Below are 20,192 nucleotides of genomic sequence, written 5' to 3'. Positions count from 1 at the left end.
TTCTAACTAAACTCCTGTGGGTCCACATCAATCGACAGTCTCAGTTGATGCTGACGAGGTAAATGTACCACTTGTTGCCACCATTGACGTAAATAAAAATGCAGTTTTGCCCGATCAGCAGACAAAATCACCATGTGTGCCCGATAACGGCCTGCTTTACGTTCCATCGGTGCAGGAATAGGCCCCCAAATATCAACACTGTCTGTTGCCATCACTCTGAATTGCTGGGCAATCTCAGACAGGAATTGTTGGCTATATTCTCTATCTTTGGATTCAACCCGAACCAGTGCAGCATAACGATAGGGCGGCAATAACGCTATTTTGCGTTCAGCCAGCATGTGCTTTGCAACGGTTCGGTAATCATGTTCAATCAATGTGGTCAGCATGGGGTGGTCAGGGCGTAGGCTTTGCAGATAGACATTGCCTTTGTGTTCCCCGCGTCCTGCACGGCCCGCAACCTGAACAATCAACTGGGCAGTACGCTCTGGCGCACGGATATCCACACTTAATAAACCTGCATCAATATCTAGAATGGCAACTAGGGTGACGTGGGGGAAATGATGTCCTTTTGCCAGCATTTGCGTACCCAGCAAAATCGTGGGTTTGTTTTGCTGAATACGGTCATAAATCTTCTGCCAGCTTCCCACCCGACTGGTGCTGTCACGATCCACCCGAATCACATCGTGATGCGGAAACAGCTCATTCAGGTGTTCCTCAACTTTTGCTGTCCCTGCACCCAGACTTTTCAGCGTGTGTTGCTGACATTCAGGGCAATGTTCAGGCAAACGCTGAATGGTGCCACAATGATGACAATGCAAATAATGATAGGGTTGTGAATGCACAGTAAAGTGGGCATCGCAATGTGGGCAATTGGCTTGCCAGCCACAGCTTTCACAAATCAGCACAGGCGCATAGCCACGGCGGTTGAGAAAGATCAGTACCTGTTCCTTGCGTTCTAGTGTCTGCCTGATTTGCTCAATCAGGATTTGGCTGATGCCATGCTGTTTTTTTGCCACTTTCAGGTCAATCACATGCATTCTGGGTAGGCTCGCAACGCCAGCACGCTGGCTCAGTTCAAGCAGATGCAATTTACCTGATTCAACCAAATGATAGCTATCAATACTAGGTGTGGCTGAACCCAGAATCACAGGGCATTGTTGCAAGTGCCCACGATACAGTGCCACATCACGGGCATGGTAGCGAAAACCCTCTTGTTGCTTATAGGAAAGATCATGTTCTTCATCCAGAATAATCAGGCCAAGACGGGGCAATGGCGTGTAAATCGCTGAGCGCGTGCCGATGATAATCGAGGCTTTACCCGTCTGGGCATGTTGCCAGGCCTGTAGGCGCTTTGAGTCATTCAGGCCTGAATGCAGCAAAGCCACATCACAGTGAAAGCGAGACTTAAAACGTGCAACGGTTTGCGGGGTCAGGCCAATTTCAGGCACCAGCACCAGCACCTGTTTGCCCTGTTTTAACACCTCATACATGACCTGCAAATAAACTTCAGTTTTACCACTGCCTGTTAAGCCATCCAGTAAAAACGCCTGATAGTGATGCAGCGATTTTAAAATTTGTTCAATGGCTTGCTTTTGGTCTGGATTGGCTGTGAGTGGCATTTGTGCCAACTGTACAGGCATAGGCGTGAAATCATGCGGTTCAAGCTGACATTGCACCAGCCCCTTTTTTTCCAGTGCCTTCAGTGTGGCGGTTTCCACGCCGCTCAAGTTTAAAATATTCTCTGTGGTGCCATGCGGATGCAGCTTGAGAATCTGGTAAGCATCATATTGTTTTTGCGAGCGTTTCAATAAGCCATTAGGGTCATCATGTGGAATGACTTTCCATTGATGAAACAGGATGTCCAGGGCGCGGCCTTGCCTGAGTAAGGTGGGTAAGGCGCTTTGTATGACTTCGCCAATTGGAAATTGGTAATATTGTGCTGACCATGTCAATAAAGTTAAAACTTTTTGGTCTAGAATCGCTTCATTATCGAGCAATTCTGTGATCGCCTTAAGCTTGAATTGACCTGTAAATGCTTCGTTTGGATCAAGCTTTTCAGTGATGATGCCAACTAGGTTCTGCCGTCCAAACGAAATCGCAACGCGTGCGCCAACTTGTGCCTGCACATATTGCTCGGCACTGAGCGTATAGTCAAACGTGTCATAAATATAGACAGGAATGGCAACTCGAATACGGTACAGAATCGCGTTAGAATTTTGGTTCGGCATATAGGTTTCAATCAGGTGTAAAATGGCATGACTGCATGTTGTTGAATTATGCTAAAGTGCTGTGCATTATGTCGATGAATTTCTTGCGGAACACTGGTTCCCCATCTCATACACGGATATAACGGTAACGACAACTATTTTGGGACAATTAGAACAGAACCATGCCTGCTTATCAATTTACTGCGCTTGATGCTTCGGGAAAGCAACATAAAGGTGTGCTTGAGGGAGATTCCGCGCGCCAAATCCGTCAACAGTTACGAGATAAAGCATGGACACCGATTGCGGTCGATGCGGTTGAACAAAAAGACAAACAGCAACAGCGCTCATGGTTTAGAAAGGGTTTTGGTGCCTATGATTTGGCGTTGATGACCCGTCAGCTTTCAGTGCTGGTTGCGGCAGGTATTCCGCTGGAAGAAGCCTTGCGTGCGGTCAGTAAACAAAGCGAAAAGGCCCATGTGCAAAACCTGTTAATTGCCGTGCGTTCTAAAGTGCTGGAAGGCCATTCACTGGCTCAGGCCATGCAGCAATCAGGTCGTTTTCCTGAGTTGTATATTGCTACGGTTGCGGCAGGTGAGCGTTCGGGGCATCTGGACCTGATTTTAGACCAGCTTTCAGACTACACTGAAAACCGCTTTGCCATGCAGAAGAAAATTCAGGGCGCGATGATTTATCCAATTATCCTCATGCTGATGTCATTTGGGATTGTGATGGGCTTGATGACCTATGTCGTGCCTGAAATTGTCAAAACCTTTGAGCAAAGTAAGGAAGCCTTACCGTGGATTACGGTTCTGCTGATGAAAGCCAGTACCTTTATTCGCCATACATGGATTGCAATGCTGATCCTTGCTGTGATTGCAATCATTCTGTTTACACGGTTTCTAAGAACCACCGCAGGGCATTATGCCTTTGACCGTTTAACACTCAAGTTGCCTCTGTTTGGTAAACTCTCGCGTGGTATCAATGCAGCACGTTTTGCCAGTACGCTGTCGATTTTGACCCGTTCAGGTGTACCTTTGGTTGAAGCGTTACGCATTGGCGCGGAAGTGAGCAATAACTGGGTGATTCGTGATGCGATTGAAGTGGCGATGGAACGTGTAACAGAAGGGGGTAATTTAGCAACACAATTGGAGCGTTGCGGTTATTTCCCACCCATGATGGTACAAATGATTCGGAGTGGTGAAGCTTCGGGTGAACTGGATCGTATGCTGGATCGGGCATCGACCATGCAGGATCGGGAAGTCACTACCTTTATCTCTACCTTGCTGGCATTGCTGGAACCGTTGATGCTGGTGTTTATGGCAGCCATTGTGTTGGTGATTGTGATTGCGGTCATGTTGCCAATTATTAATATGAATAATATGATCTAGGAAATTTGATGTTTGAGATGAAAATGAATAATTCAGTGAGTGAACAGCATTCTAAGCATAATCCTAATTCTGCTACTCGAAGCACAGCTTCTCATCTTGCGACCCGACCGAGTGTTGCTCGGTTTTCTCGGGTCTCAGGATTCACCTTAATCGAAGTGATGGTGGTGATTGTGATTTTAGGTGTACTGGCTGCGCTGATTGTACCTAACGTGATGGGGCGTGGTGAAAAAGCCAAGGTGGACACCACCAAGATCACACTGAAAGGGGTTGCTGGCGCATTGGATCAATACAAACTGGACAATAGCCGTTATCCAAGCATGCAGGATGGTGGTCTGGATGCCTTGGTAAACCAGCCTGCCTCTGCAAAGAACTGGTTGCCAGGTGGTTATGTTAAAGGCGGCTATCCCAAAGACAGTTGGGAAAATGATTTACAGTATGTAATTCCAGGCCGTGAGGGTCGTTCATTTGATTTATATTCCTTTGGTGCGGATGGTAAAGAAGGCGGCGAGGGTAATGATGCCGATATTTATTATCAGCCATAATCCTTGAATAAAATATCGCTTCACTTTTGCATTAAATAAATAGAGAGTGAAGTGATAATGTTTCCTGTTTCATAAATAAAATATAAGGATTTGAAAAATATATAAATTTTAAAACAAATAGTATGTGATATTTATAACAAGAATTATTCCCATGTGTAATGGTTACAAGAAACGGAAAATAACAGGAAAAATAGACTTTTTCTTTATATTAAAGCTTTGCATAATAAATTCAAACCATTTAAATCAGGTATGGAGTGAGCAGATGAAAGCATTTTTTATGTTGGATGAACTGAATCAGTTTCATTGGGCAATGCTTAAATCTGTGTTGCTTATTTTAAGCCTGTTGCCGATCAGTGAGGGCGCTTTAAGTTTATGGCATGCTACAGAAGGTAGCAGCCAGATCATGATTGGTTTTTTTGCATTAAGCATGTTGAGTGCATGGTTTGTACTGTGTTTTCTAAGTGCCTTAAAAACAACCCTATGGGATAATCAGGAGATGATTTCCAGATACGAGCAATTGTTGTTTAAGGCTTAATGCTATCTTCCGATGTTATTTTTATCGAGTCTGGTTGCATATTTATCCGTGCAATTGCCATTGGCCTTGTAACTCAAAGATCAATCCCGTTATAAAAAAAGAGCGTTGATTCAAACGCTCTTTTCATCTTACCTACCGCCGTGACTTAAAGGACACATCGACTTTACGCGGACGATAAATCCAGCCCATAACCAATAGAAGAATGGAAAAGATCAGGATTGGATAATCGCTCAAACGGTTATACAGTGTTTGCCCCTGCATTGCAGGTAAATCACCACGTAATACAAACTCTTCATCCAGAGGTGCCTGTTTCACGATATGGCCATTGTGGTCAATAAACGCAGTCACGCCTGTATTGGTGGCGCGAATAAACCAGCGACCATTTTCCTTGGCGCGCATTTGCACCATTTGTAGATGTTGCCAAGGTCCAGCCGTTCCTGTAAACCAGGCATCATTTGAAACCGTGATTAAAAAGTCGCTATTCGATGCATTGCGGCGGGTGAGGTTCGGGTAGGCGACCTCATAGCAAATTGCGGCTGCGAGTGCATGACCTTTTACGATCAGTGGCTTCTGATTGGCTTCACCACGCGAGAAACCACTCATGCTGACATCGTTCTGCATGGCGGGCAGTACCCATTTCAACATGCCTGACAATGGAATGTACTCACCAAACGGCACTAAGCGTTGCTTTTTATACAGACCGTGAGAGTCGCTGCCCGAAGACATGAGGCTGTTGTAGTACAGTGGTTCACCCACCTGCTGTGATTTTGCCACGTCCCAATAGGGAATACCTGTGACCCATGCTGTATCTGTCTTTTTTGCCTGAGCTGCCATGGCCTCCAAAAATTCAGGAATATCGGTCTGGAACATTGGAATTGAAGATTCAGGCCAAACGATCAGGTCACGCCCCCATTCCGCACGGGTCAGGGTTGCATAAATCTCTAAAGTCTTGATCTGGTATTCAGTCAGCCATTTCAGGTCTTGAGGAATATTGCCCTGAATCAGAGACACGCTCAGTGGCTTTGCAGCTTTTGGCTGAACAAACTGGATGAATCCAGCCCCCCATGCTCCTAGCACCAGCAAGGCGGATGGAATGGCCCAAAACCAGCGCCGATTTAAAATTTCGACTAGCGCACATGCCAGCACAATGACCACAAATGAAACTGCATAAATACCAAATAAAGGTGCATAGCCATCCAGTAGCCGTTCAGTAAATGCATATCCAGCAAACAACCATGGGAAACCTGTAAATACCCAGGTTTTTGCCCATTCAAACATCACCCAGAGCGGGGCAAAGGTGAGTGGTGTTTCTGGGAAAAAGCGACGGTACAGCCATGTTTGAAAAGCAGTAAATAAGCCCATTGCGGCTGCCATAAAGACAATCATCAGGATGCTTAAAAAGGCATTGGTATCGCCATAGGTATGGATGGAGGTGTAGAGCCAGAACGCGCCGACAAACCATAAACCAAAACCATAGGCCCAACCCAGCACAAAGGCCTGCTTGGGATTCCTCTGGCGTAACACTGCATAAAGCAAGGCTGGCGATAGAATCGCCAGCCACCAGAAATTATAGGGTGCGAGTGCCAAGCTAAAGATTGCGCCTGAGATCAGCGCAATCAGCAGTGGAACAATAAAGGGAAGCTGTTTTTGTGGTTGAGATGAATTTAACAGCTTTTCAAAATAGCTTCTCATTGACGGACAGCTCGAATCAGATGAATAGTGCGTGCATCTGCTTCAATAATGGTAAATTGCCAATCCCCAAGCTCAATGGTCTGACCCTGTAAATCGCTGACTAAACCAATTTCTTGCAGCAGTAAGCCGCCCATAGTTTCAACTTCATCGTCAGAAAAATCAGCATCTAAAATAGTGTTGAAATGTTCAATGGGTGTAAGTGCTTGCACAATCCAGGTATTGGCTGTGGTTGGGTCATTGTCTGGCACGATATATAACGCTTCTTCATCGGCAATATCGTGTTCATCTTCAATTTCACCAACGATCTCTTCGAGAATGTCTTCAAGTGTCACCAGACCAGAGGTTGAGCCATATTCATCAATCACGATGGCAATATGGGTCTGGGTATTCTTTAACATGCGTAGCACCTGATCTGAGCGTGCACTTTCAGGCACAAATACAGGCTGGCGCATCAATGAACGAATATCGACTTTGATATTGCGCTCGGTCAAAAAGGGTAAAAGATCTTTTGCTAATAAAATACCGACCACATTATCGCTTTGATCTGCTGAAAACACAGGGAAGCGTGAATGCGCTGAATCAATCAGGATATCTAAAATATCCAATAACTGATCATCTTCCTGTAAGCTGATGATTGCAGTTCGAGGCGTCATGACTTCCCGAATTTTTGTTGCTGGTAGATCGAGAACACCCTCAAGCATAGCAACAGTATCTGGTTCTAAAAAACGACGTGAGTCTTGAACTAACCTGAGTAATTCATCGCGGGTTTCAGGTGCAGTACCTAACCACTTTCTTAAGCCACGCATACCCCACGACGGACTGGATTCCTCGACCATGATCTTTCCTAAAGACTCTCTATATCAATTAGATGATTTTCATCATACCGAAGAAAAAGCGGATATGCATTAATAAAACGATGCGAAAAATGTACAGTTTTTCAAAAAGCTGTTGATGATTTTTATCGACTTACTTTATGTTAAAATGTGAATATTAAAATATATGAGTATGATGATGTCCGAACAACCTCAACTTCCCACTGTTCAACTTAATACTAGAGGTTTACGTTGTCCTGAGCCTGTCATGATGTTGCATCAGGCTATCCGCAAGGCAAAGTCGGGTGATGTTGTGGAGGTGCTGGCAACCGACCCGTCAACCTCATGGGATATTCCAAAATTCTGTATGCATTTAGGGCATGAACTATTATTAAAAGAAGAAAGTCTCGATGAAAACAGTCACACTGAATATCGCTACTTGGTACAGAAAGGGTAGTCTGGATATTGAATTAAATTTGAGGAAATGGCCCAGTGAAATTAAAACAGCTTGAAAAACACATGTGGGTTTTTGAAACTTTGATTGATGAGGATATAGAGCAGCAATTTGATGAAGCATTGGAGTGCTTGTCTCAAGGCAGTTTACTTGCATCAGAGCTGACTCTAACCAAGCTACTTTCTGAGTATCCCCAACATATTGATGCTTGGGTTCATCTTGGGCTGGTTTATAAATATTCTGGTCGAAAAATGGAATCTTATCTTGCTTTGCGTGAGGCTCATCGTATTGGATTGGCAGCATTTTCCACTACATTTAACTGGGATAAAGATTTATTAGAATGGGGCTTTATTGAGAACCGTCCATTTTTAAGGGCTTGCTTTAATTTAGCCTTACATTTGGCTGATACACCGATGGCTGTTGAAGCGGAGCAGATTTTTACAAGATTAGTGAAGATATCCCCAAATGATAATCAGGGAGCACGCTATCTGTTATTAAAACGCTTTCTTGAAACAGGGAATAAATTAAAATTGCAATGGCTGGATACCAAGTATCCAGAAGACCATAGCCCTGAATTTTTATATGGAAAAGTATTGTTTGCATTAATGCAGCAAGATATGGATAGAGCTAAAGCCACATTTTTTGAAGCAAAAGCTGCTTTTCCACTGGTTGCTCGAGAACTCAAGAAAAAACGTCATCCTAAACCTGCTGAATTTGAGGAGGGATATATCACTATGGGTGGGAAAGATCAGGCATTTGTTTACTGGAGAGAGTTTGGTCATCTTTGGGAATATGGAAGCCCCACTCATGAGTTTTTATTGGCCAATATATAGTCATGCTATGAATAAGCCCTGACATTTTGGGACAGGGCGATATATTTATTATGCTTCCTTGATCAGGCTATTTTTAAGCAAATTTTCAAACTTGGCTATCTCAGTAATTTCACGCCATTGAATATTCTGATGTTTGAGTTGCTTAAAAACCTTTCCTTTATCTGCATAAAAAGAAAAAATTGAGTTGATTTTAGCTCGAATGTTAAAAGAAACAAAGCCCTAATCTTTCAATCAGGGCTTTGAGTAATGACTACGATAATAGATTACATATTCGGGTAGTTTGGACCACCGCCACCTTCTGGCGTTACCCATGTAATGTTCTGTGATGGGTCTTTAATATCACAAGTCTTACAGTGTACACAGTTCGCAGCGTTGATTTGGAAGCGTTTAGAACCGTCATCATTTTCCATCACTTCATAAACACCAGCAGGGCAATAACGTTGAGCAGGCTCATCCCATTTTGGTAAGTTTACGTTGACTGGAATAGATGGATCAGTCAGCTTCAAGTGAGCTGGTTGATTCTCTTCGTGTACGGTATTTGATACAAATACTGAAGATAAACGGTCAAAGGTCAACTTACCATCTGGTTTTGGATAGTTAGGTTTGAATGTTGACGCATCTACAGTTTTAAGCACAGCAAAGTCTTGTTTTAAGTCATGTAATGTAAATGGTACTTTAAAGACATTTTGGTCAATAAAATTGAACGCACCACCAATCCATTGACCAAACTTGTGCATCGCTGGGCCAAAGTTACGCGAGCTATATAACTCTTCTTTTAACCAAGAGTTGTTATATTTTTCAGTGTATGCGGTTAATTCTTTGTCGAAATGATCTTCGCCTTCAGTGACACGTGCAACGGCTAAATCACCACCTTTCGCTACACCCGCTGCAATCGCTTCAAATACAGCCTCGCCACATAACATGCCTGACTTCATTGCAGTGTGTGAGCCTTTGATTTTTGAGTAGTTCAAGAAACCTGCATCATCACCAATCAAACAACCACCTGGGAAAGTGAGTTTAGGTAAGGCATTAAAGCCACCTTTCACAACCGCACGGGCACCATAAGAAATACGTTTACCGCCTTCTAGGAATTGCTTAATTGTTGGGTGAGTTTTCCAACGTTGCATTTCCATGAATGGATACATGTGTGGATTTTCATAAGATAAATCAACAATCATACCCAACGTCACTTGGTTGTTTTCAGCGTGGTATAACCACCAACCACCAGATGAACCCGTTTCATTTAATGGCCAACCTGCACCGTGCATCACCAAACCTGGCTTGTGTTTCGCAGGGTCGATTTCCCAAAGTTCTTTGATCCCGATACCGTAGTGTTGTGGATCAGCATCTTTATCTAGGTTATATTTAGCAATTAGGCGCTTACCGAGGTGACCACGGCAACCTTCAGCGAATAAAGTATATTTCGCATGAAGTTCATAACCAGGAGTAAAGTTGTGTGTTGGCTCACCATTTTTGCCAATACCCATATCACCTGTCTGGATGCCTTTTACAGTACCATCTTCATGATAAAGTACTTCAGATGCAGCAAAACCAGGGAAAATAGAAACTTCTAATTCTTCAGCTTTTTGACCTAACCAACGAACAACGTTACCAAGAGAAATGACATAGTTCCCTTCGTTGTGCATTGATTTAGGAACCATCCAATACGGCATCTTTTGTGCTTTAGTATCAGATAATAAGAAATAAGTTTCGTCATCCGTTACAGGAACATTCAGCGGAGCGCCTTCTTCTTTCCAGTTCGGGAACAATTCATTCATGGCACGTGGTTCAAGTACAGCACCAGAAAGGATATGCGCACCAACTTCAGAGCCTTTTTCAACCACACAGACTGAAAGGTCAGGTAGGTTGTTTTCAATCGCTAATTGACGAATTTTAATCGCAGCAGATAAACCCGCAGGTCCAGCGCCTACGATCACTACGTCAAACTCCATCGCTTCACGTTCGATGTGTTCCATGTAGGACTCCTCATATTTTTAAGGGTGGCAACCGTAATATTGCGATTCGGTGCTGCCATGAGTGTTCTGTATTGCCAAGCACAAAGACACTATTGTACTTGCAAACGTTTGGGATAGTATAGTTTTAAACCTTGGACTCGCCAATTGGCTGAGCGGTCATATTTTTTCGTCAGCTAGGCATAAACGACGATAAATGAAAATGATTCTCCATCAGACTCGCTACAAAATAAGGGAAAAATCATGTTTTCTGATGATAAAAACTTAATGAGCATAGCACAATACGTAAAAGATGTACAGCAAAGTCACAAAAGGTCAATTCCACCTTTAGACCAGTGGCATCCAAAGCATTGCGGCAAAATGGATCTAAAGATAAAAGCCAATGGAGAATGGTGGCACGAAGGTCAATTGGTCAAGCGGCAGGCTTTACTCGACCTGTTTAGCAAGGTGCTGTGGAAAGAGGATGGAAAGTTTTACCTGAAAACACCTGTTGAGCAGATTGAAATTGAGGTTGAGGATGAGCCACTGCTAATCAACCAGGTGGATCAGGTTGAGATAGAGGGCAAGACCTATTTACAGCTCACCACCAGCAATCAGGATGTGGTGATTGTGGATGAGCGACACCCAGTTTTTATGCGTGCCTATCCAAATGAAGCAGGAGAGGATGAATTGCGTCCTTATGTGCATGTTCGTTTTGGAATGAATGCGTTGATTCAGCGTCAAAGTTTTTATCACCTTGTGAACTATGGCAGTTTGTCTGAAAATGCACGGGGTGAGACAGTTTTGACATTAAAAAGTGGTGATTTGGTCTTGCATTTAAGCACCTGAGGTTTAAGCTTAAAAGAGTGAAGAAACCACAGTGTTAATGTATTTGTATGACTGCTGTCCAATCCCTGCCCGTATTGGCTGACCCCATGCCACATGCATCCTCTGATGCGCCGATTGGGGTTTTTGATTCAGGAATTGGAGGCTTGTCGATTGCGCAGGAGATTGCCCGACATTTACCCAACGAACGGATTCTCTACTATGCCGATACCGCGCATGTGCCTTATGGGGCCCGTTCAGATCAGGAAATTCGACAATTAACAGCGCGTGCGATTGAGTGGCTGTATCGGCAGGGCTGTAAGATTGCGGTGGTGGCATGCAATACTGCATCGGCATTTAGTCTGGACTACCTACGTGACTACTATGGCGAGCATTTTCCGATTGTGGGATTGGTGCCTGCATTAAAGCCCGCTGTACTGCAAACACGGTCGAAAGTGGTGGCTGTGTTGGCGACACCTGCAACCTTTCGCGGACAGCTCATCAAGGATGTGATGAGCAGGTTTGCCGAACCTGCTGGCGTTCGGGTTTTAAAAGTCACCAGTCTGGAACTGGTGCCTTTTGTTGAGGCGGGACAGCAAATGAGCCAGGCCTGTCTGGATGTGTTGCAGGATATATTGCAGCCTGTGGTGGAGCAGGGCGCGGATTTTTTAGTGCTGGGATGTACTCACTATCCTTTTTTAAGGGATGCAATTCATCAGGTTTTTGATAAAAAGTTAAAATTAATTGATTCTGGACAGGCAGTTGCGCGGCAAACAGCCTATATTTTGATAAAAAATAGGTTATTATGTGACAAAATAAGTCATAATATTACACGTATTGAATGTTATGTCAGTGGTCATAATGCTGTTGAATTAAAATCGGTACTGCAGCATCTCATGCCAGAACAATTAACATGGACGATTCAGAATTTAGATGATCTGGGCGCCTAAAAGCATCAGTTGATTCATATTCAAGATTTTATTGGGGTTATTGTTGATAAGGCTTAAGCGAAACAGCTTAAGGGTTATTGATAAGTGAACTGGGACCTAGCCTATGCAAGATACTCGCTATCAGGTTTTTATCCGAATAGCCGTAAAACCTCGGGGTTTAGCCCGAGGATATAAGGCTGCAATCCGCTAGTCCCCCTTGTGGGGATTAGCTAGGATTGCTAAAAACATTTGAATCTAGTAATCCATGTGCTATGATAATTACGTTGTATATTTTTAGTCAGCAGACTGATACAACACGAAAAAAACAGTTTTCCCCATTGTAATCCGTGCACTCTTTGCAATCCGAAAGGTAGGACTACATTGGAATAAGAAGCAGAGAACTATAGTATCTGTTTCGTGGCAGGACATTGCCATCTAGCAGTAGGAATCCCCGTCCTTTAGGTCGGGGAGGATGTCAATTCTACGTCTGGCAATGAAATGCAACCAGAACGGGCGGTTTTGGCCCAGACACTGGTTGGAATGGGGTTCTTTTCGTGGGGCTTGGAACAGCGCACACCCTTAAGCACCTCGATTGCTCGCCGACAGATTGATGACTGTGATTACGTGGTGATTTTGCTGGGGAGCCAGTATGGCGAGCAGTCCGTTTCAGGTGTGGGCTATATGCATCTGGAATATATCTATGCCATGACCAAACAGAAACCCGTGATTGTGTTTATGCATGAAGAGCCAGAAGCACGCGAAGCTAAACTGCATGACCATAAAGCCGAGTTAAAAGAAAAATTCAAAGAGTTTAGAAAACAGCTTCAACATGAAGTTGATCAAGTTTTTACCTATCTTAGCTTAAGGGATCTGGAGCTTGCTGTTCGCTCCAGTATGCCACAAATGCTGGAACGCTATCCTGTGGTGGGGTGGGTTCGTCCACAAAATACGCAAGTTTTACAAGATGAAATTGACAGTTTGCGTGCCAAGGTTAAACAGCTTGAAACTGAAATAGGCAGTCGGGAAGCCGATCCACTCACCAGTGTGCTCAAGGTGTCCATGCATGAGGTGTATTCATTTGAATACCGTATGCATGCCTATCAGGATGGTAATTTCAAAGAAGTTAAACCATTCCGTAAAATGACATGGGCACAGTTACTGAATGTGCTTGGTTCATCATTTGTGATTCCAACAACTGAAGAATATTTTTCCAAGCGCATGAATGAATATCTAAACGAAACGGGTCTGGATGATGCGCGCAAGGAAATGCCACGCGCGCATGCTGTTTCACGTGCACAGGTGAATATCCGTGCCCTGCATGAAATCAAGTTGCAGATGCGCCAGAATGAGTGGATTGTGCCAACAGGACGAGATGACCGCCAACGTATGCTGTGGCAACTGACCGCAAAAGGGCAGAAGCTTCTGGAAAGCAATCGGGTTTTTCAGTTTAAGACCATGCATTAATCCAATTTAAAAAAGTACGGCAAATTAAAAAAGTACGGCAAAACTGCTAAAGTATAGGGAGAAATTCAGCTATAGCGGAAGTGATGTATGTCAGCGACACCAAAACCCAAAGTAACTGTGGTTTTAGCAAATTTAGGTACGCCAGACCAAGCCACTGTACCAGCAGTACGTCGTTTCTTAAAACAGTTCTTATCCGATACCCGTGTCATTGAAATCCCCAAAGTAATCTGGTGGATTATCCTGCACCTGTTTGTACTGACTTTTCGGCCCAAGCGGGTTGCCGAGGCGTATGCCTCAGTGTGGTCAAAAGATTCTCCAATGCGGGAAATTGTACTTGAGCAAACACGCTTGGTTAAACAACGCTTGCAAGATGAAAATCATCAGCTTGACCTCACGGTCGTCCCTGCGATGACCTATGGGCAACCGAGCATTTATGATGTCTTGGCACAACTGGAAAAAACACCGCAAGAGCATGTGATTCTGTTGCCGCTATTTCCCCAGTATTCAGCCACCTCAACTGCACCATTGTATGACGCCTTTGCCAGATGGATTCCACAGCAGCGTCATTTGCCAGGTCTGACCCTCATCAAGGATTACTACCAGCATCCGCTGTTTATTCAGGCATTGGCGGATAGTGTTCTCAACTATCAGGCTGAACATGGCAAGCCTGAAAAGCTGTTGATGTCCTTTCATGGCATTCCCCAGCCTTATGCGGACAAGGGTGATCCTTATGCTGACCGTTGTCGAATCACTGCCCGTTTAGTTGCAAATGTCTTGCACTTGAAAGATGAGGAATGGGCGATTAGTTTTCAATCTCGCTTTGGTAAGCAGGAATGGGTCAAACCCTATACCGACCAGTTATTACAACAATGGGGCGAGCAAAAGGTTCAGTCCGTGCAGGTGATTAGTCCTGCATTTTCGGCGGATTGTTTAGAAACATTGGAAGAGTTGGCGATTCAGAATAAAGAACTGTTTCAACATGCGGGTGGTGGGGAATATGCCTATATTGCTGCGCTGAATACCGATCAGGCCCATATTGATTTGCTTGCTAGTCTGGTTCAGGCTAATCTTGATGCCCTAACCCATACCTTAGCCCACCGTTAACTGCGTTTTAGCCAGAGGTTTTTATGCTACAAGTCAAAATTGTCCCTGTGACTGCCTTTCAACAAAACTGCTCGATTTTATGGGACAGTGAAACCAAAGACGCGATTTTGATTGATGCAGGCGGTGATGCGGCAGTGCTGAAAAAAGAAATCGAAGCCTTGGGTCTGCATGTGAAAGCATTATGGCTCACCCACGGACATCTTGATCATGCAGGTGCGGTCGGTGAGTTGGTTGATACATGGAAAGTGCCTGTGATTGGTCCACATAAAGAGGATCAATTCTGGCTGGACATGATTCAGGAAGTTTCGGCACGTTATGGCTTCCCGATTCCACAACCCGTCAAGGTCGATCAGTGGCTAGAGGGTGGTGAAGTGCTGAAACTGGGTGAGGATGAGTTTGAGGTGCGTTTTGCGCCTGGTCATACCCCAGGCCATGTGATGTTCTACAATGCCAAACATGGTTTATTATGGACGGGGGATGTCCTGTTTAAGGGTTCTATTGGGCGTACTGATTTTCCTAAAGGGAATCATCAGCAATTGCTGGATTCCATCCAGCGTGAATGTTTTAGTTTGCCTGATGACACGCAATTTATTTCAGGGCATGGGCCAATGAGCACCATCGGCTATGAAAAGCGATTTAATCCTTTTGTGGCAAGTAAAGCGGGTTGAGTTCGGTACGACTAAACAAGAAGATGATTAATCCTCATAATCATCTTCATGGCGTTTGAGATCGGCCTGAGGCGCATCCTGAGTTGGGAGTTTATATTCGTCACTTGCCCAGGCACCCAGATCAATCAATTTACAGCGTTCTGAGCAGAATGGACGAAAATCATTATTTTCCCATGTGCTTGGCTGGCCACAACGAGGGCAGGGAAAGGTACGGGGCATAGAAAACTCCTAAGGCAGAAGGTAAATAGATTAGGCAAACGTCAGGTGAGTTGTTAGACTTATGCCGATTTATAGATAGTTTGATGGGATTATGTTGATTCGTCAATTTCAAGCACAACGCATGCGGGCACCACGTGATTTTCAGCCGATTCCAGATACCCCGATCTACGTGGAGATTGGGGCTGGAAAAGGCAGGCATGCCTTGTTGTTCACGGCTGAACATCCGCAGGTAACGTTGTATGCGATTGAACGAACCAGGGAAAAGTTTGTGGCGATGCAGAAACAGCATCAACTGGAACCGCGTGAACATTTAAACCCTGTGCATGCCGACGCCTTGCCCTGGGTGGTGCATGCCCTGTTTCCTACACAGGTTGAACAGTTTTTTATTCTCTATCCCAATCCAGAGCCACATAATCCAGCACAGCGCTGGCTGAACATGCCATTTTTCGAGTTCCTGTTGTCTCGCCTAAAACCGAATGGCATGATTACGCTGGCGAGCAACATTCCAGCATATATTGATGAGGCAGAGCAACAGCTTATTGATGTGTGGAAATTACCTTACCAAAAGCAAAAGATTGCAACAGACTCAGCCCGTACCCATTTTGAAATTAAATATTTAGAACGTGGTGAGCTGTGCCAGCAGTTACTAATCACTAAACCACAGCACTATCAGACCCGTTTTGATGATTTTGCGCCGTTACAAGGGCGGAACATACAAGGGCAGCCTGATGGCGAATAAGCGTATTGCGATTATTGGTGCAGGTCCAGCAGGATTGATGGCGGCTGAAGTGCTGAGCCAATACAACTACGATATTGAGGTTTATGAGCAAAAACCATCGGCGGCACGCAAGTTTTTAATGGCAGGCAAAACGGGACTGAATATTTCCCATGCCGAGCCTGTTGCAACGTTTATACAGCGTTATGACCATGCTGAATGGCTAGGCTCATGGATTGAGCAATGGGATGCAAAGTGGATTCAGCACTGGATGCAAGGTTTAGGCATTGAATCTTATATTGGCAGTTCAGGACGCGTCTTCCCTGTAGAAATGAAAGCAGCACCGTTACTTCGTGCTTGGTTAAAGCGATTGATGAATGATGGGGTAAAATTTCATTATCGTCATCGTTGTGTGGATTTATCCAACAATCAACTCACGATAGAGAATCAGACTCAGCAATTTAGTGCAACTTATGATGCGATTATTTTGGCCTGTGGTGCAGTGTCATGGGCACAATTAGGTAGTGATGGCGCGTGGCAGCAATGGCTTTCCACCGATGAAATTGAACCCTTTCAACCGAGCAATGTCGGGGTATTAAAAACATGGTCGCCATTTATGCACGACTGTTTTGGTCAGCCACTGAAACGTGTCAATGCATGGGTAAATGCAGAAAATAAAACGCATGGCGATATTGTGGTTACGCACTATGGTTTGGAAAGTGGAGTTATTTATAAACTGGGACGTGAGTTAAGACAGCTTGCAGCCCAGAATCTGCCCTTTCAACTGCATCTGGACTTACTCCCTGATATTACGATTGAACAACTGGAAAAGAAATTACAGGGCAATAAAAAGCAATCTATGACCAATATTTGGCGTAAAGCAGGGCTGGATACCGTCAAAATTAATTTACTTAGAGAAGTCGTTGCTAAAAATTTATGGTCAGATGCAACGCAGATGGCACAACAGATTAAACACCTGATGATCTCTTTAGATGGTTTCCGCCCAATTGAGGAAGCGATTAGCTGTGCTGGTGGTGTGAAACAAGTGGCATTGTCTTCACAATTACAATTGCAATCAAATCCTTATGTGTTTTGTTGTGGAGAAATGCTGGATTGGGATGCACCGACAGGTGGCTATTTGTTGACGGCTTGTTTTGCCACAGGGCGAGCGGCAGGGCAAGAGGTGTATGAATTTCTATCTAAGTAATTCTTGATTTTGCTTAATTGCTTTGAGGATATTTAGAATCGTGCTCTTTTCAAAAAAAGAAATTAGTAAGCCATCAGTGAAGCGGTCAGCTCGTATAATGGTGGTCAAAAGCTTACAAAGGGTTAAAGTATCTAACAGATTAAAATCATAATGTTCTTGTTTTAATATATTTTTCCTTCTTGCCAATTTGGCCAATCGAATACAATGCATAAATCTAAATCATGGAAAATCTCAAAGAACTCATTTACAACGTCACTCGTATCCCAATATGGCATAGAAATCGTACCATCTGGGCGTTGTTCTCCTGCCATGATAGGACTAAAATACTTGAATATAGTCCTATCGTAAATCTGTTTATTTCGCTGCTAAAGCTTCACCCTCAAACTTCACGCCATCCCAGCCATTCTGCATAAACTGACGGATATTCTGGTGGTCGTTTGCTTCAGGTGTGGCAAGTACAGAGGCATAATGTTCCGCAAACAACTTGAGGGTGTCCTGTTGGCTTAAACCCTCAAGTTTGGCGAAAGAGAATACTTTGGCACTGCCCTGATTTTCAGTTGCCGCATTAAACTGCGTGCCATTTTGAAAAGCGGTTGGCGTATGCTGATAACGCGCCTCGATAAATGCCAACACGTCTGCAAACTTCACAGAACCATCTTTTAATTGTGCCAATAATGCTTGAGCCATATTTAGTTCTCTGTTGATCAAATGAATGGCAGCATCATAGCATTGAATCAGTGGAATTGAAGAAGACAGGAATTAAATTGGATGCAGCAACACAGGTGGTTTAAGCCCGGAGTAAAGAATTAAGCTATTTTAAAGTCATCAATATAGGAACTGTTTTTTCGTTTTTTACCCAGATTTCCCTAAGCCGCGGATAACTTAAGCCTTATGCACAGCTTTATCACGGCCCAAAAACAGCAGTTGAGTTGTCGAAAAATTATGTTATTTTAGGATAAAGGAGATGGCATTCTTCCTGTTACAAACCGCCATAGTGGCTAATGATGCCTACGTGACCCTGAATAGGGGACGTAGGTTCGTGCGTGCTCTATTCTCTATCTGGAGTTCGCAGATGAAAAAATTTCTAGCACAAGCAAAAATCTATATCCAATCCTCCATTTTCTCCAAATCTTTTTTGGGGTGAGCCATGTATTATCCTTTAATTTCAATTGCCTTGGGTTCTGTGCTGGGTGCATGGCTGCGCTGGCTTCTGGGCTTAAAGCTGAATCCCATTTTTCCAGATATTCCTTTGGGTACGGTCACCGTTAATTTTGTGGGTGGCTTTATTATTGGCTTTGCAATTTCTTATTTTTCCCAAAGTGCCCTAAGTCCCAATTATAAACTGTTTGTGATTACTGGATTTTGTGGCGCACTGACCACATTTTCGACTTTTTCCGCCGAAATTATTGCCCTATTACAAAGTGGCAAGCTGGGCTACGCCTGTGCAGCGATTTTAATTCATGTGATGGGGTCGTTGCTGTTTACCATTCTGGGCATGAGCCTGCATCAATGGCTGACGGCTGCTTAGCTTAAAAGATAAACAAACAGCTAATTTAGGCATAAAAAAAGAAGTCTAAGCGGAGGAGATAGAACCTTAGACTTCCAATATTAATAGCTTAATCAGCAAAACTTAAAACTAGATTAAGCCTTGCGGTTAAAACGGGAAAAACGTTTATTAAAGCTGGCGACACGTCCCTCATTGCTGGCCTGACGCACTTCACCTGTATAAAACGGATGTGATGCGCTGGAAATATCCAGTGTGACGTAGGGATAAACTTTGCCCTGATATTCCCTGGTCTGTTTGGTTTGAATGGTGCTTCCAATCAGGAAATAGGCATCGGCATTGGTGTCGTGGAAAAGAACCTGTTGATAGGCGGGATGAATATCTTTACGCATGATCAAATACTCCATAATTTAATGATATGTTATAATATATCATTGTGATTATTCAAGTCTATATTGAACTTTTTAAGAAGATCAGCTTTAAATGATGCCTAGGCATTTATTGTCACTCTGTATTTTATTGGCTGTTTTACAACATTTTCGTTCTGTGGGTTGAAAGGGTTTTTGATAGCCCATACTTTCGGTTTATCAGTTGTGATTTCATATACTATATAGATATAGTAGTTCTGATGTTTTTGGGCTGTTTGTAATTCATTTTCTGTGAAAAAGAAGTTTGTTGCTCCTGGCTTTGATTGAGTTGCTTTTACTTCTATATATCTTTCTTTCCCATCTTCATCAAATGAGACTATGTCGTAACCATACGCATCTGATTTAAGAGAAACTCGTTCTATTTTATCAACTAAAGCTGATTTTCCAGCATTGGATAGCCGTGACTTTTCTAATTCCATCACAAGCATTTCACCTCTATCTCCAAGTTTTTGATTATTTTTAGATTGTTTTTCCTCTGTACACGACAAAAATAGATAACTCATTGAAATAATGTCACAATAATTGTTTTCTAACGACGAATACTATGACACATCTCAATGAGTTATATCTTATCTTAAACAAATCTCTAAAATGGAACAAGTCACATTTAAAGTGCTTTTCGCTCATCATGCTTGCGATCATTTTAAAGCAAACGTGCAATCTTTCTTCTGCATCTAAAGCCTTGCCCATCAAGTGCTTACCACAATCATTTTA

Annotated in this window: 19 protein-coding genes, 4 pseudogenes and 1 riboswitch; of the genes and pseudogenes, 14 read left to right on the top strand and 9 right to left on the bottom strand. The window is 43.6% G+C overall.

The window, feature by feature from the left end; translation table 11 throughout:
* Positions 1 to 2: 2 nt before the first annotated feature.
* Positions 3 to 2,228 (bottom strand): primosomal protein N', encoded by a 2,226-nt coding sequence (locus tag F988_RS01230; protein ID WP_004680665.1) that lies wholly within the window; start codon positions 2,226 to 2,228, stop codon positions 3 to 5.
* A gap of 161 nt (positions 2,229 to 2,389) precedes the next feature.
* Here F988_RS01230 and gspF point away from each other — a divergent pair, with 161 nt between their 5' ends.
* The 3 genes and pseudogenes from gspF (at position 2,390) to F988_RS01215 (ending at position 4,744) form a co-directional block, all read left to right on the top strand.
* Positions 2,390 to 3,595: a type II secretion system inner membrane protein GspF gene (gspF, locus tag F988_RS01225; protein ID WP_004680664.1), complete on the top strand. Its 1,206-nt coding sequence runs from the start codon at positions 2,390 to 2,392 to the stop codon at positions 3,593 to 3,595.
* 8 nt (positions 3,596 to 3,603) lie between these two features.
* On the top strand, positions 3,604 to 4,137 hold the full coding sequence (gspG, locus tag F988_RS01220; RefSeq protein WP_004680662.1) for a type II secretion system major pseudopilin GspG: 534 nt from the start codon (positions 3,604 to 3,606) through the stop codon (positions 4,135 to 4,137).
* Between the two features lie 262 nt (positions 4,138 to 4,399).
* A pseudogene (locus F988_RS01215) lies at positions 4,400 to 4,744 on the top strand (hypothetical protein).
* Positions 4,745 to 4,804: 60 nt separating this feature from the next.
* On the opposite strand, the gene lnt reads toward F988_RS01215, so the two are convergent.
* Both lnt and F988_RS01205 read right to left on the bottom strand, forming a co-directional pair.
* Positions 4,805 to 6,364, bottom strand: coding sequence for an apolipoprotein N-acyltransferase (gene lnt / locus F988_RS01210; protein WP_004680659.1), 1,560 nt, complete (start codon positions 6,362 to 6,364; stop codon positions 4,805 to 4,807).
* Positions 6,361 to 7,200, bottom strand: coding sequence for a CBS domain-containing protein (locus F988_RS01205; protein WP_004680657.1), 840 nt, complete (start codon positions 7,198 to 7,200; stop codon positions 6,361 to 6,363). Before F988_RS01205 ends, lnt begins: the two co-directional genes overlap by 4 nt.
* A gap of 175 nt (positions 7,201 to 7,375) precedes the next feature.
* On the opposite strand from F988_RS01205, the gene tusA reads away from it, so the two are divergent.
* Positions 7,376 to 7,633, top strand: a complete 258-nt coding sequence (gene tusA, locus F988_RS01200) for a sulfurtransferase TusA (protein WP_004680654.1) — start codon at positions 7,376 to 7,378, stop codon at positions 7,631 to 7,633.
* A gap of 35 nt (positions 7,634 to 7,668) precedes the next feature.
* Positions 7,669 to 8,463 (top strand): tetratricopeptide repeat protein, encoded by a 795-nt coding sequence (locus F988_RS01195; protein ID WP_004680652.1) that lies wholly within the window; start codon positions 7,669 to 7,671, stop codon positions 8,461 to 8,463.
* Positions 8,464 to 8,726: 263 nt separating this feature from the next.
* Here F988_RS01195 and F988_RS01190 read toward each other — a convergent pair whose 3' ends face one another.
* Positions 8,727 to 10,439 carry an electron transfer flavoprotein-ubiquinone oxidoreductase gene (locus F988_RS01190; protein ID WP_004680650.1) on the bottom strand — a complete coding sequence of 571 codons (1,713 nt, stop codon included), beginning with the start codon at positions 10,437 to 10,439 and terminating at the stop codon, positions 8,727 to 8,729.
* 240 nt (positions 10,440 to 10,679) lie between these two features.
* Here F988_RS01190 and F988_RS01185 point away from each other — a divergent pair, with 240 nt between their 5' ends.
* The 5 genes and pseudogenes from F988_RS01185 to F988_RS01165 all read left to right on the top strand — a co-directional run bounded on the left by F988_RS01185 (position 10,680) and on the right by F988_RS01165 (position 15,405).
* Positions 10,680 to 11,264, top strand: coding sequence for a DUF1285 domain-containing protein (locus F988_RS01185; protein WP_004680649.1), 585 nt, complete (start codon positions 10,680 to 10,682; stop codon positions 11,262 to 11,264).
* Between the two features lie 47 nt (positions 11,265 to 11,311).
* A complete protein-coding gene (gene murI / locus F988_RS01180) occupies positions 11,312 to 12,190 on the top strand; it encodes a glutamate racemase (RefSeq protein ID WP_004680647.1) in 879 nt (292 codons plus the stop codon).
* A gap of 459 nt (positions 12,191 to 12,649) precedes the next feature.
* Positions 12,650 to 13,633 (top strand): annotated as a pseudogene (locus F988_RS01175) (DUF4062 domain-containing protein); the annotation flags it as partial.
* 87 nt (positions 13,634 to 13,720) lie between these two features.
* Positions 13,721 to 14,737, top strand: a complete 1,017-nt coding sequence (gene hemH / locus F988_RS01170; RefSeq protein WP_004680643.1) for a ferrochelatase — start codon at positions 13,721 to 13,723, stop codon at positions 14,735 to 14,737.
* A 23-nt stretch (positions 14,738 to 14,760) separates the two neighbouring features.
* Positions 14,761 to 15,405 (top strand): MBL fold metallo-hydrolase, encoded by a 645-nt coding sequence (locus tag F988_RS01165; protein ID WP_004680640.1) that lies wholly within the window; start codon positions 14,761 to 14,763, stop codon positions 15,403 to 15,405.
* 27 nt (positions 15,406 to 15,432) lie between these two features.
* On the opposite strand, the gene F988_RS01160 is transcribed toward F988_RS01165, so the two are convergent.
* A complete protein-coding gene (locus F988_RS01160) occupies positions 15,433 to 15,624 on the bottom strand; it encodes a DNA gyrase inhibitor YacG (RefSeq protein ID WP_004680638.1) in 192 nt (63 codons plus the stop codon).
* 91 nt (positions 15,625 to 15,715) lie between these two features.
* On the opposite strand from F988_RS01160, the gene F988_RS01155 reads away from it, so the two are divergent.
* Together F988_RS01155 and F988_RS01150 are read left to right on the top strand one after the other, a co-directional pair.
* Complete coding sequence (locus tag F988_RS01155; RefSeq protein WP_004680636.1) at positions 15,716 to 16,363, top strand: class I SAM-dependent methyltransferase; 648 nt, start codon at positions 15,716 to 15,718, stop codon at positions 16,361 to 16,363.
* Positions 16,353 to 17,546, top strand: a complete 1,194-nt coding sequence (locus F988_RS01150) for a TIGR03862 family flavoprotein (protein ID WP_004680635.1) — start codon at positions 16,353 to 16,355, stop codon at positions 17,544 to 17,546. Before F988_RS01155 ends, F988_RS01150 begins: the two co-directional genes overlap by 11 nt.
* On the opposite strand, the pseudogene F988_RS15650 reads toward F988_RS01150, so the two are convergent.
* Positions 17,535 to 17,821, bottom strand: a pseudogene (locus F988_RS15650) (DUF6508 domain-containing protein). The gene F988_RS01150 and the pseudogene F988_RS15650 overlap by 12 nt on opposite strands.
* 79 nt (positions 17,822 to 17,900) lie before the next feature.
* Positions 17,901 to 18,233 (bottom strand): HopJ type III effector protein, encoded by a 333-nt coding sequence (locus tag F988_RS01140; RefSeq protein ID WP_004680631.1) that lies wholly within the window; start codon positions 18,231 to 18,233, stop codon positions 17,901 to 17,903.
* Between the two features lie 264 nt (positions 18,234 to 18,497).
* Positions 18,498 to 18,564: riboswitch (Fluoride riboswitch) on the top strand.
* Between the two features lie 129 nt (positions 18,565 to 18,693).
* Between F988_RS01140 and crcB the strand changes: the two genes are divergently transcribed.
* A complete protein-coding gene (gene crcB, locus F988_RS01130; RefSeq protein WP_004680627.1) occupies positions 18,694 to 19,074 on the top strand; it encodes a fluoride efflux transporter CrcB in 381 nt (126 codons plus the stop codon).
* Between the two features lie 113 nt (positions 19,075 to 19,187).
* Here crcB and F988_RS01125 read toward each other — a convergent pair whose 3' ends face one another.
* Positions 19,188 to 19,442, bottom strand: a complete 255-nt coding sequence (locus tag F988_RS01125; protein ID WP_004680625.1) for a type B 50S ribosomal protein L31 — start codon at positions 19,440 to 19,442, stop codon at positions 19,188 to 19,190.
* Positions 19,443 to 19,540: 98 nt separating this feature from the next.
* A complete protein-coding gene (locus F988_RS01120) occupies positions 19,541 to 19,981 on the bottom strand; it encodes a protein NO VEIN domain-containing protein (protein WP_004680623.1) in 441 nt (146 codons plus the stop codon).
* Positions 19,982 to 20,022: 41 nt separating this feature from the next.
* On the opposite strand from F988_RS01120, the pseudogene F988_RS14225 reads away from it, so the two are divergent.
* Positions 20,023 to 20,192: pseudogene (locus tag F988_RS14225) on the top strand (IS4-like element ISAba33 family transposase); the annotation flags it as partial.

This window comes from Acinetobacter parvus DSM 16617 = CIP 108168, assembly GCF_000368025.1.
Lineage (GTDB): Bacteria > Pseudomonadota > Gammaproteobacteria > Pseudomonadales > Moraxellaceae > Acinetobacter > Acinetobacter parvus.
This window is presented reverse-complemented; position numbering and strand designations above follow the sequence as displayed.

What these genes read in the sequence shown, in the direction of transcription:
- F988_RS01230 (WP_004680665.1), bottom strand. Translation starts at nt 2,228, where the DNA reads ATGCCGAACCAAAATTCTAACGCGATTCTGTACCGTATTCGAGTTGCC.
- gspF (WP_004680664.1), top strand. Translation starts at nt 2,390, where the DNA reads ATGCCTGCTTATCAATTTACTGCGCTTGATGCTTCGGGAAAGCAACAT.
- gspG (WP_004680662.1), top strand. Translation starts at nt 3,604, where the DNA reads ATGTTTGAGATGAAAATGAATAATTCAGTGAGTGAACAGCATTCTAAG.
- lnt (WP_004680659.1), bottom strand. Translation starts at nt 6,364, where the DNA reads ATGAGAAGCTATTTTGAAAAGCTGTTAAATTCATCTCAACCACAAAAA.
- F988_RS01205 (WP_004680657.1), bottom strand. Translation starts at nt 7,200, where the DNA reads ATGGTCGAGGAATCCAGTCCGTCGTGGGGTATGCGTGGCTTAAGAAAG.
- tusA (WP_004680654.1), top strand. Translation starts at nt 7,376, where the DNA reads ATGTCCGAACAACCTCAACTTCCCACTGTTCAACTTAATACTAGAGGT.
- F988_RS01190 (WP_004680650.1), bottom strand. Translation starts at nt 10,439, where the DNA reads ATGGAACACATCGAACGTGAAGCGATGGAGTTTGACGTAGTGATCGTA.
- F988_RS01185 (WP_004680649.1), top strand. Translation starts at nt 10,680, where the DNA reads ATGTTTTCTGATGATAAAAACTTAATGAGCATAGCACAATACGTAAAA.
- murI (WP_004680647.1), top strand. Translation starts at nt 11,312, where the DNA reads ATGACTGCTGTCCAATCCCTGCCCGTATTGGCTGACCCCATGCCACAT.
- hemH (WP_004680643.1), top strand. Translation starts at nt 13,721, where the DNA reads ATGTCAGCGACACCAAAACCCAAAGTAACTGTGGTTTTAGCAAATTTA.
- F988_RS01165 (WP_004680640.1), top strand. Translation starts at nt 14,761, where the DNA reads ATGCTACAAGTCAAAATTGTCCCTGTGACTGCCTTTCAACAAAACTGC.
- F988_RS01160 (WP_004680638.1), bottom strand. Translation starts at nt 15,624, where the DNA reads ATGCCCCGTACCTTTCCCTGCCCTCGTTGTGGCCAGCCAAGCACATGG.
- F988_RS01155 (WP_004680636.1), top strand. Translation starts at nt 15,716, where the DNA reads ATGTTGATTCGTCAATTTCAAGCACAACGCATGCGGGCACCACGTGAT.
- F988_RS01150 (WP_004680635.1), top strand. Translation starts at nt 16,353, where the DNA reads ATGGCGAATAAGCGTATTGCGATTATTGGTGCAGGTCCAGCAGGATTG.
- F988_RS01140 (WP_004680631.1), bottom strand. Translation starts at nt 18,233, where the DNA reads ATGGCTCAAGCATTATTGGCACAATTAAAAGATGGTTCTGTGAAGTTT.
- crcB (WP_004680627.1), top strand. Translation starts at nt 18,694, where the DNA reads ATGTATTATCCTTTAATTTCAATTGCCTTGGGTTCTGTGCTGGGTGCA.
- F988_RS01125 (WP_004680625.1), bottom strand. Translation starts at nt 19,442, where the DNA reads ATGCGTAAAGATATTCATCCCGCCTATCAACAGGTTCTTTTCCACGAC.
- F988_RS01120 (WP_004680623.1), bottom strand. Translation starts at nt 19,981, where the DNA reads ATGAGTTATCTATTTTTGTCGTGTACAGAGGAAAAACAATCTAAAAAT.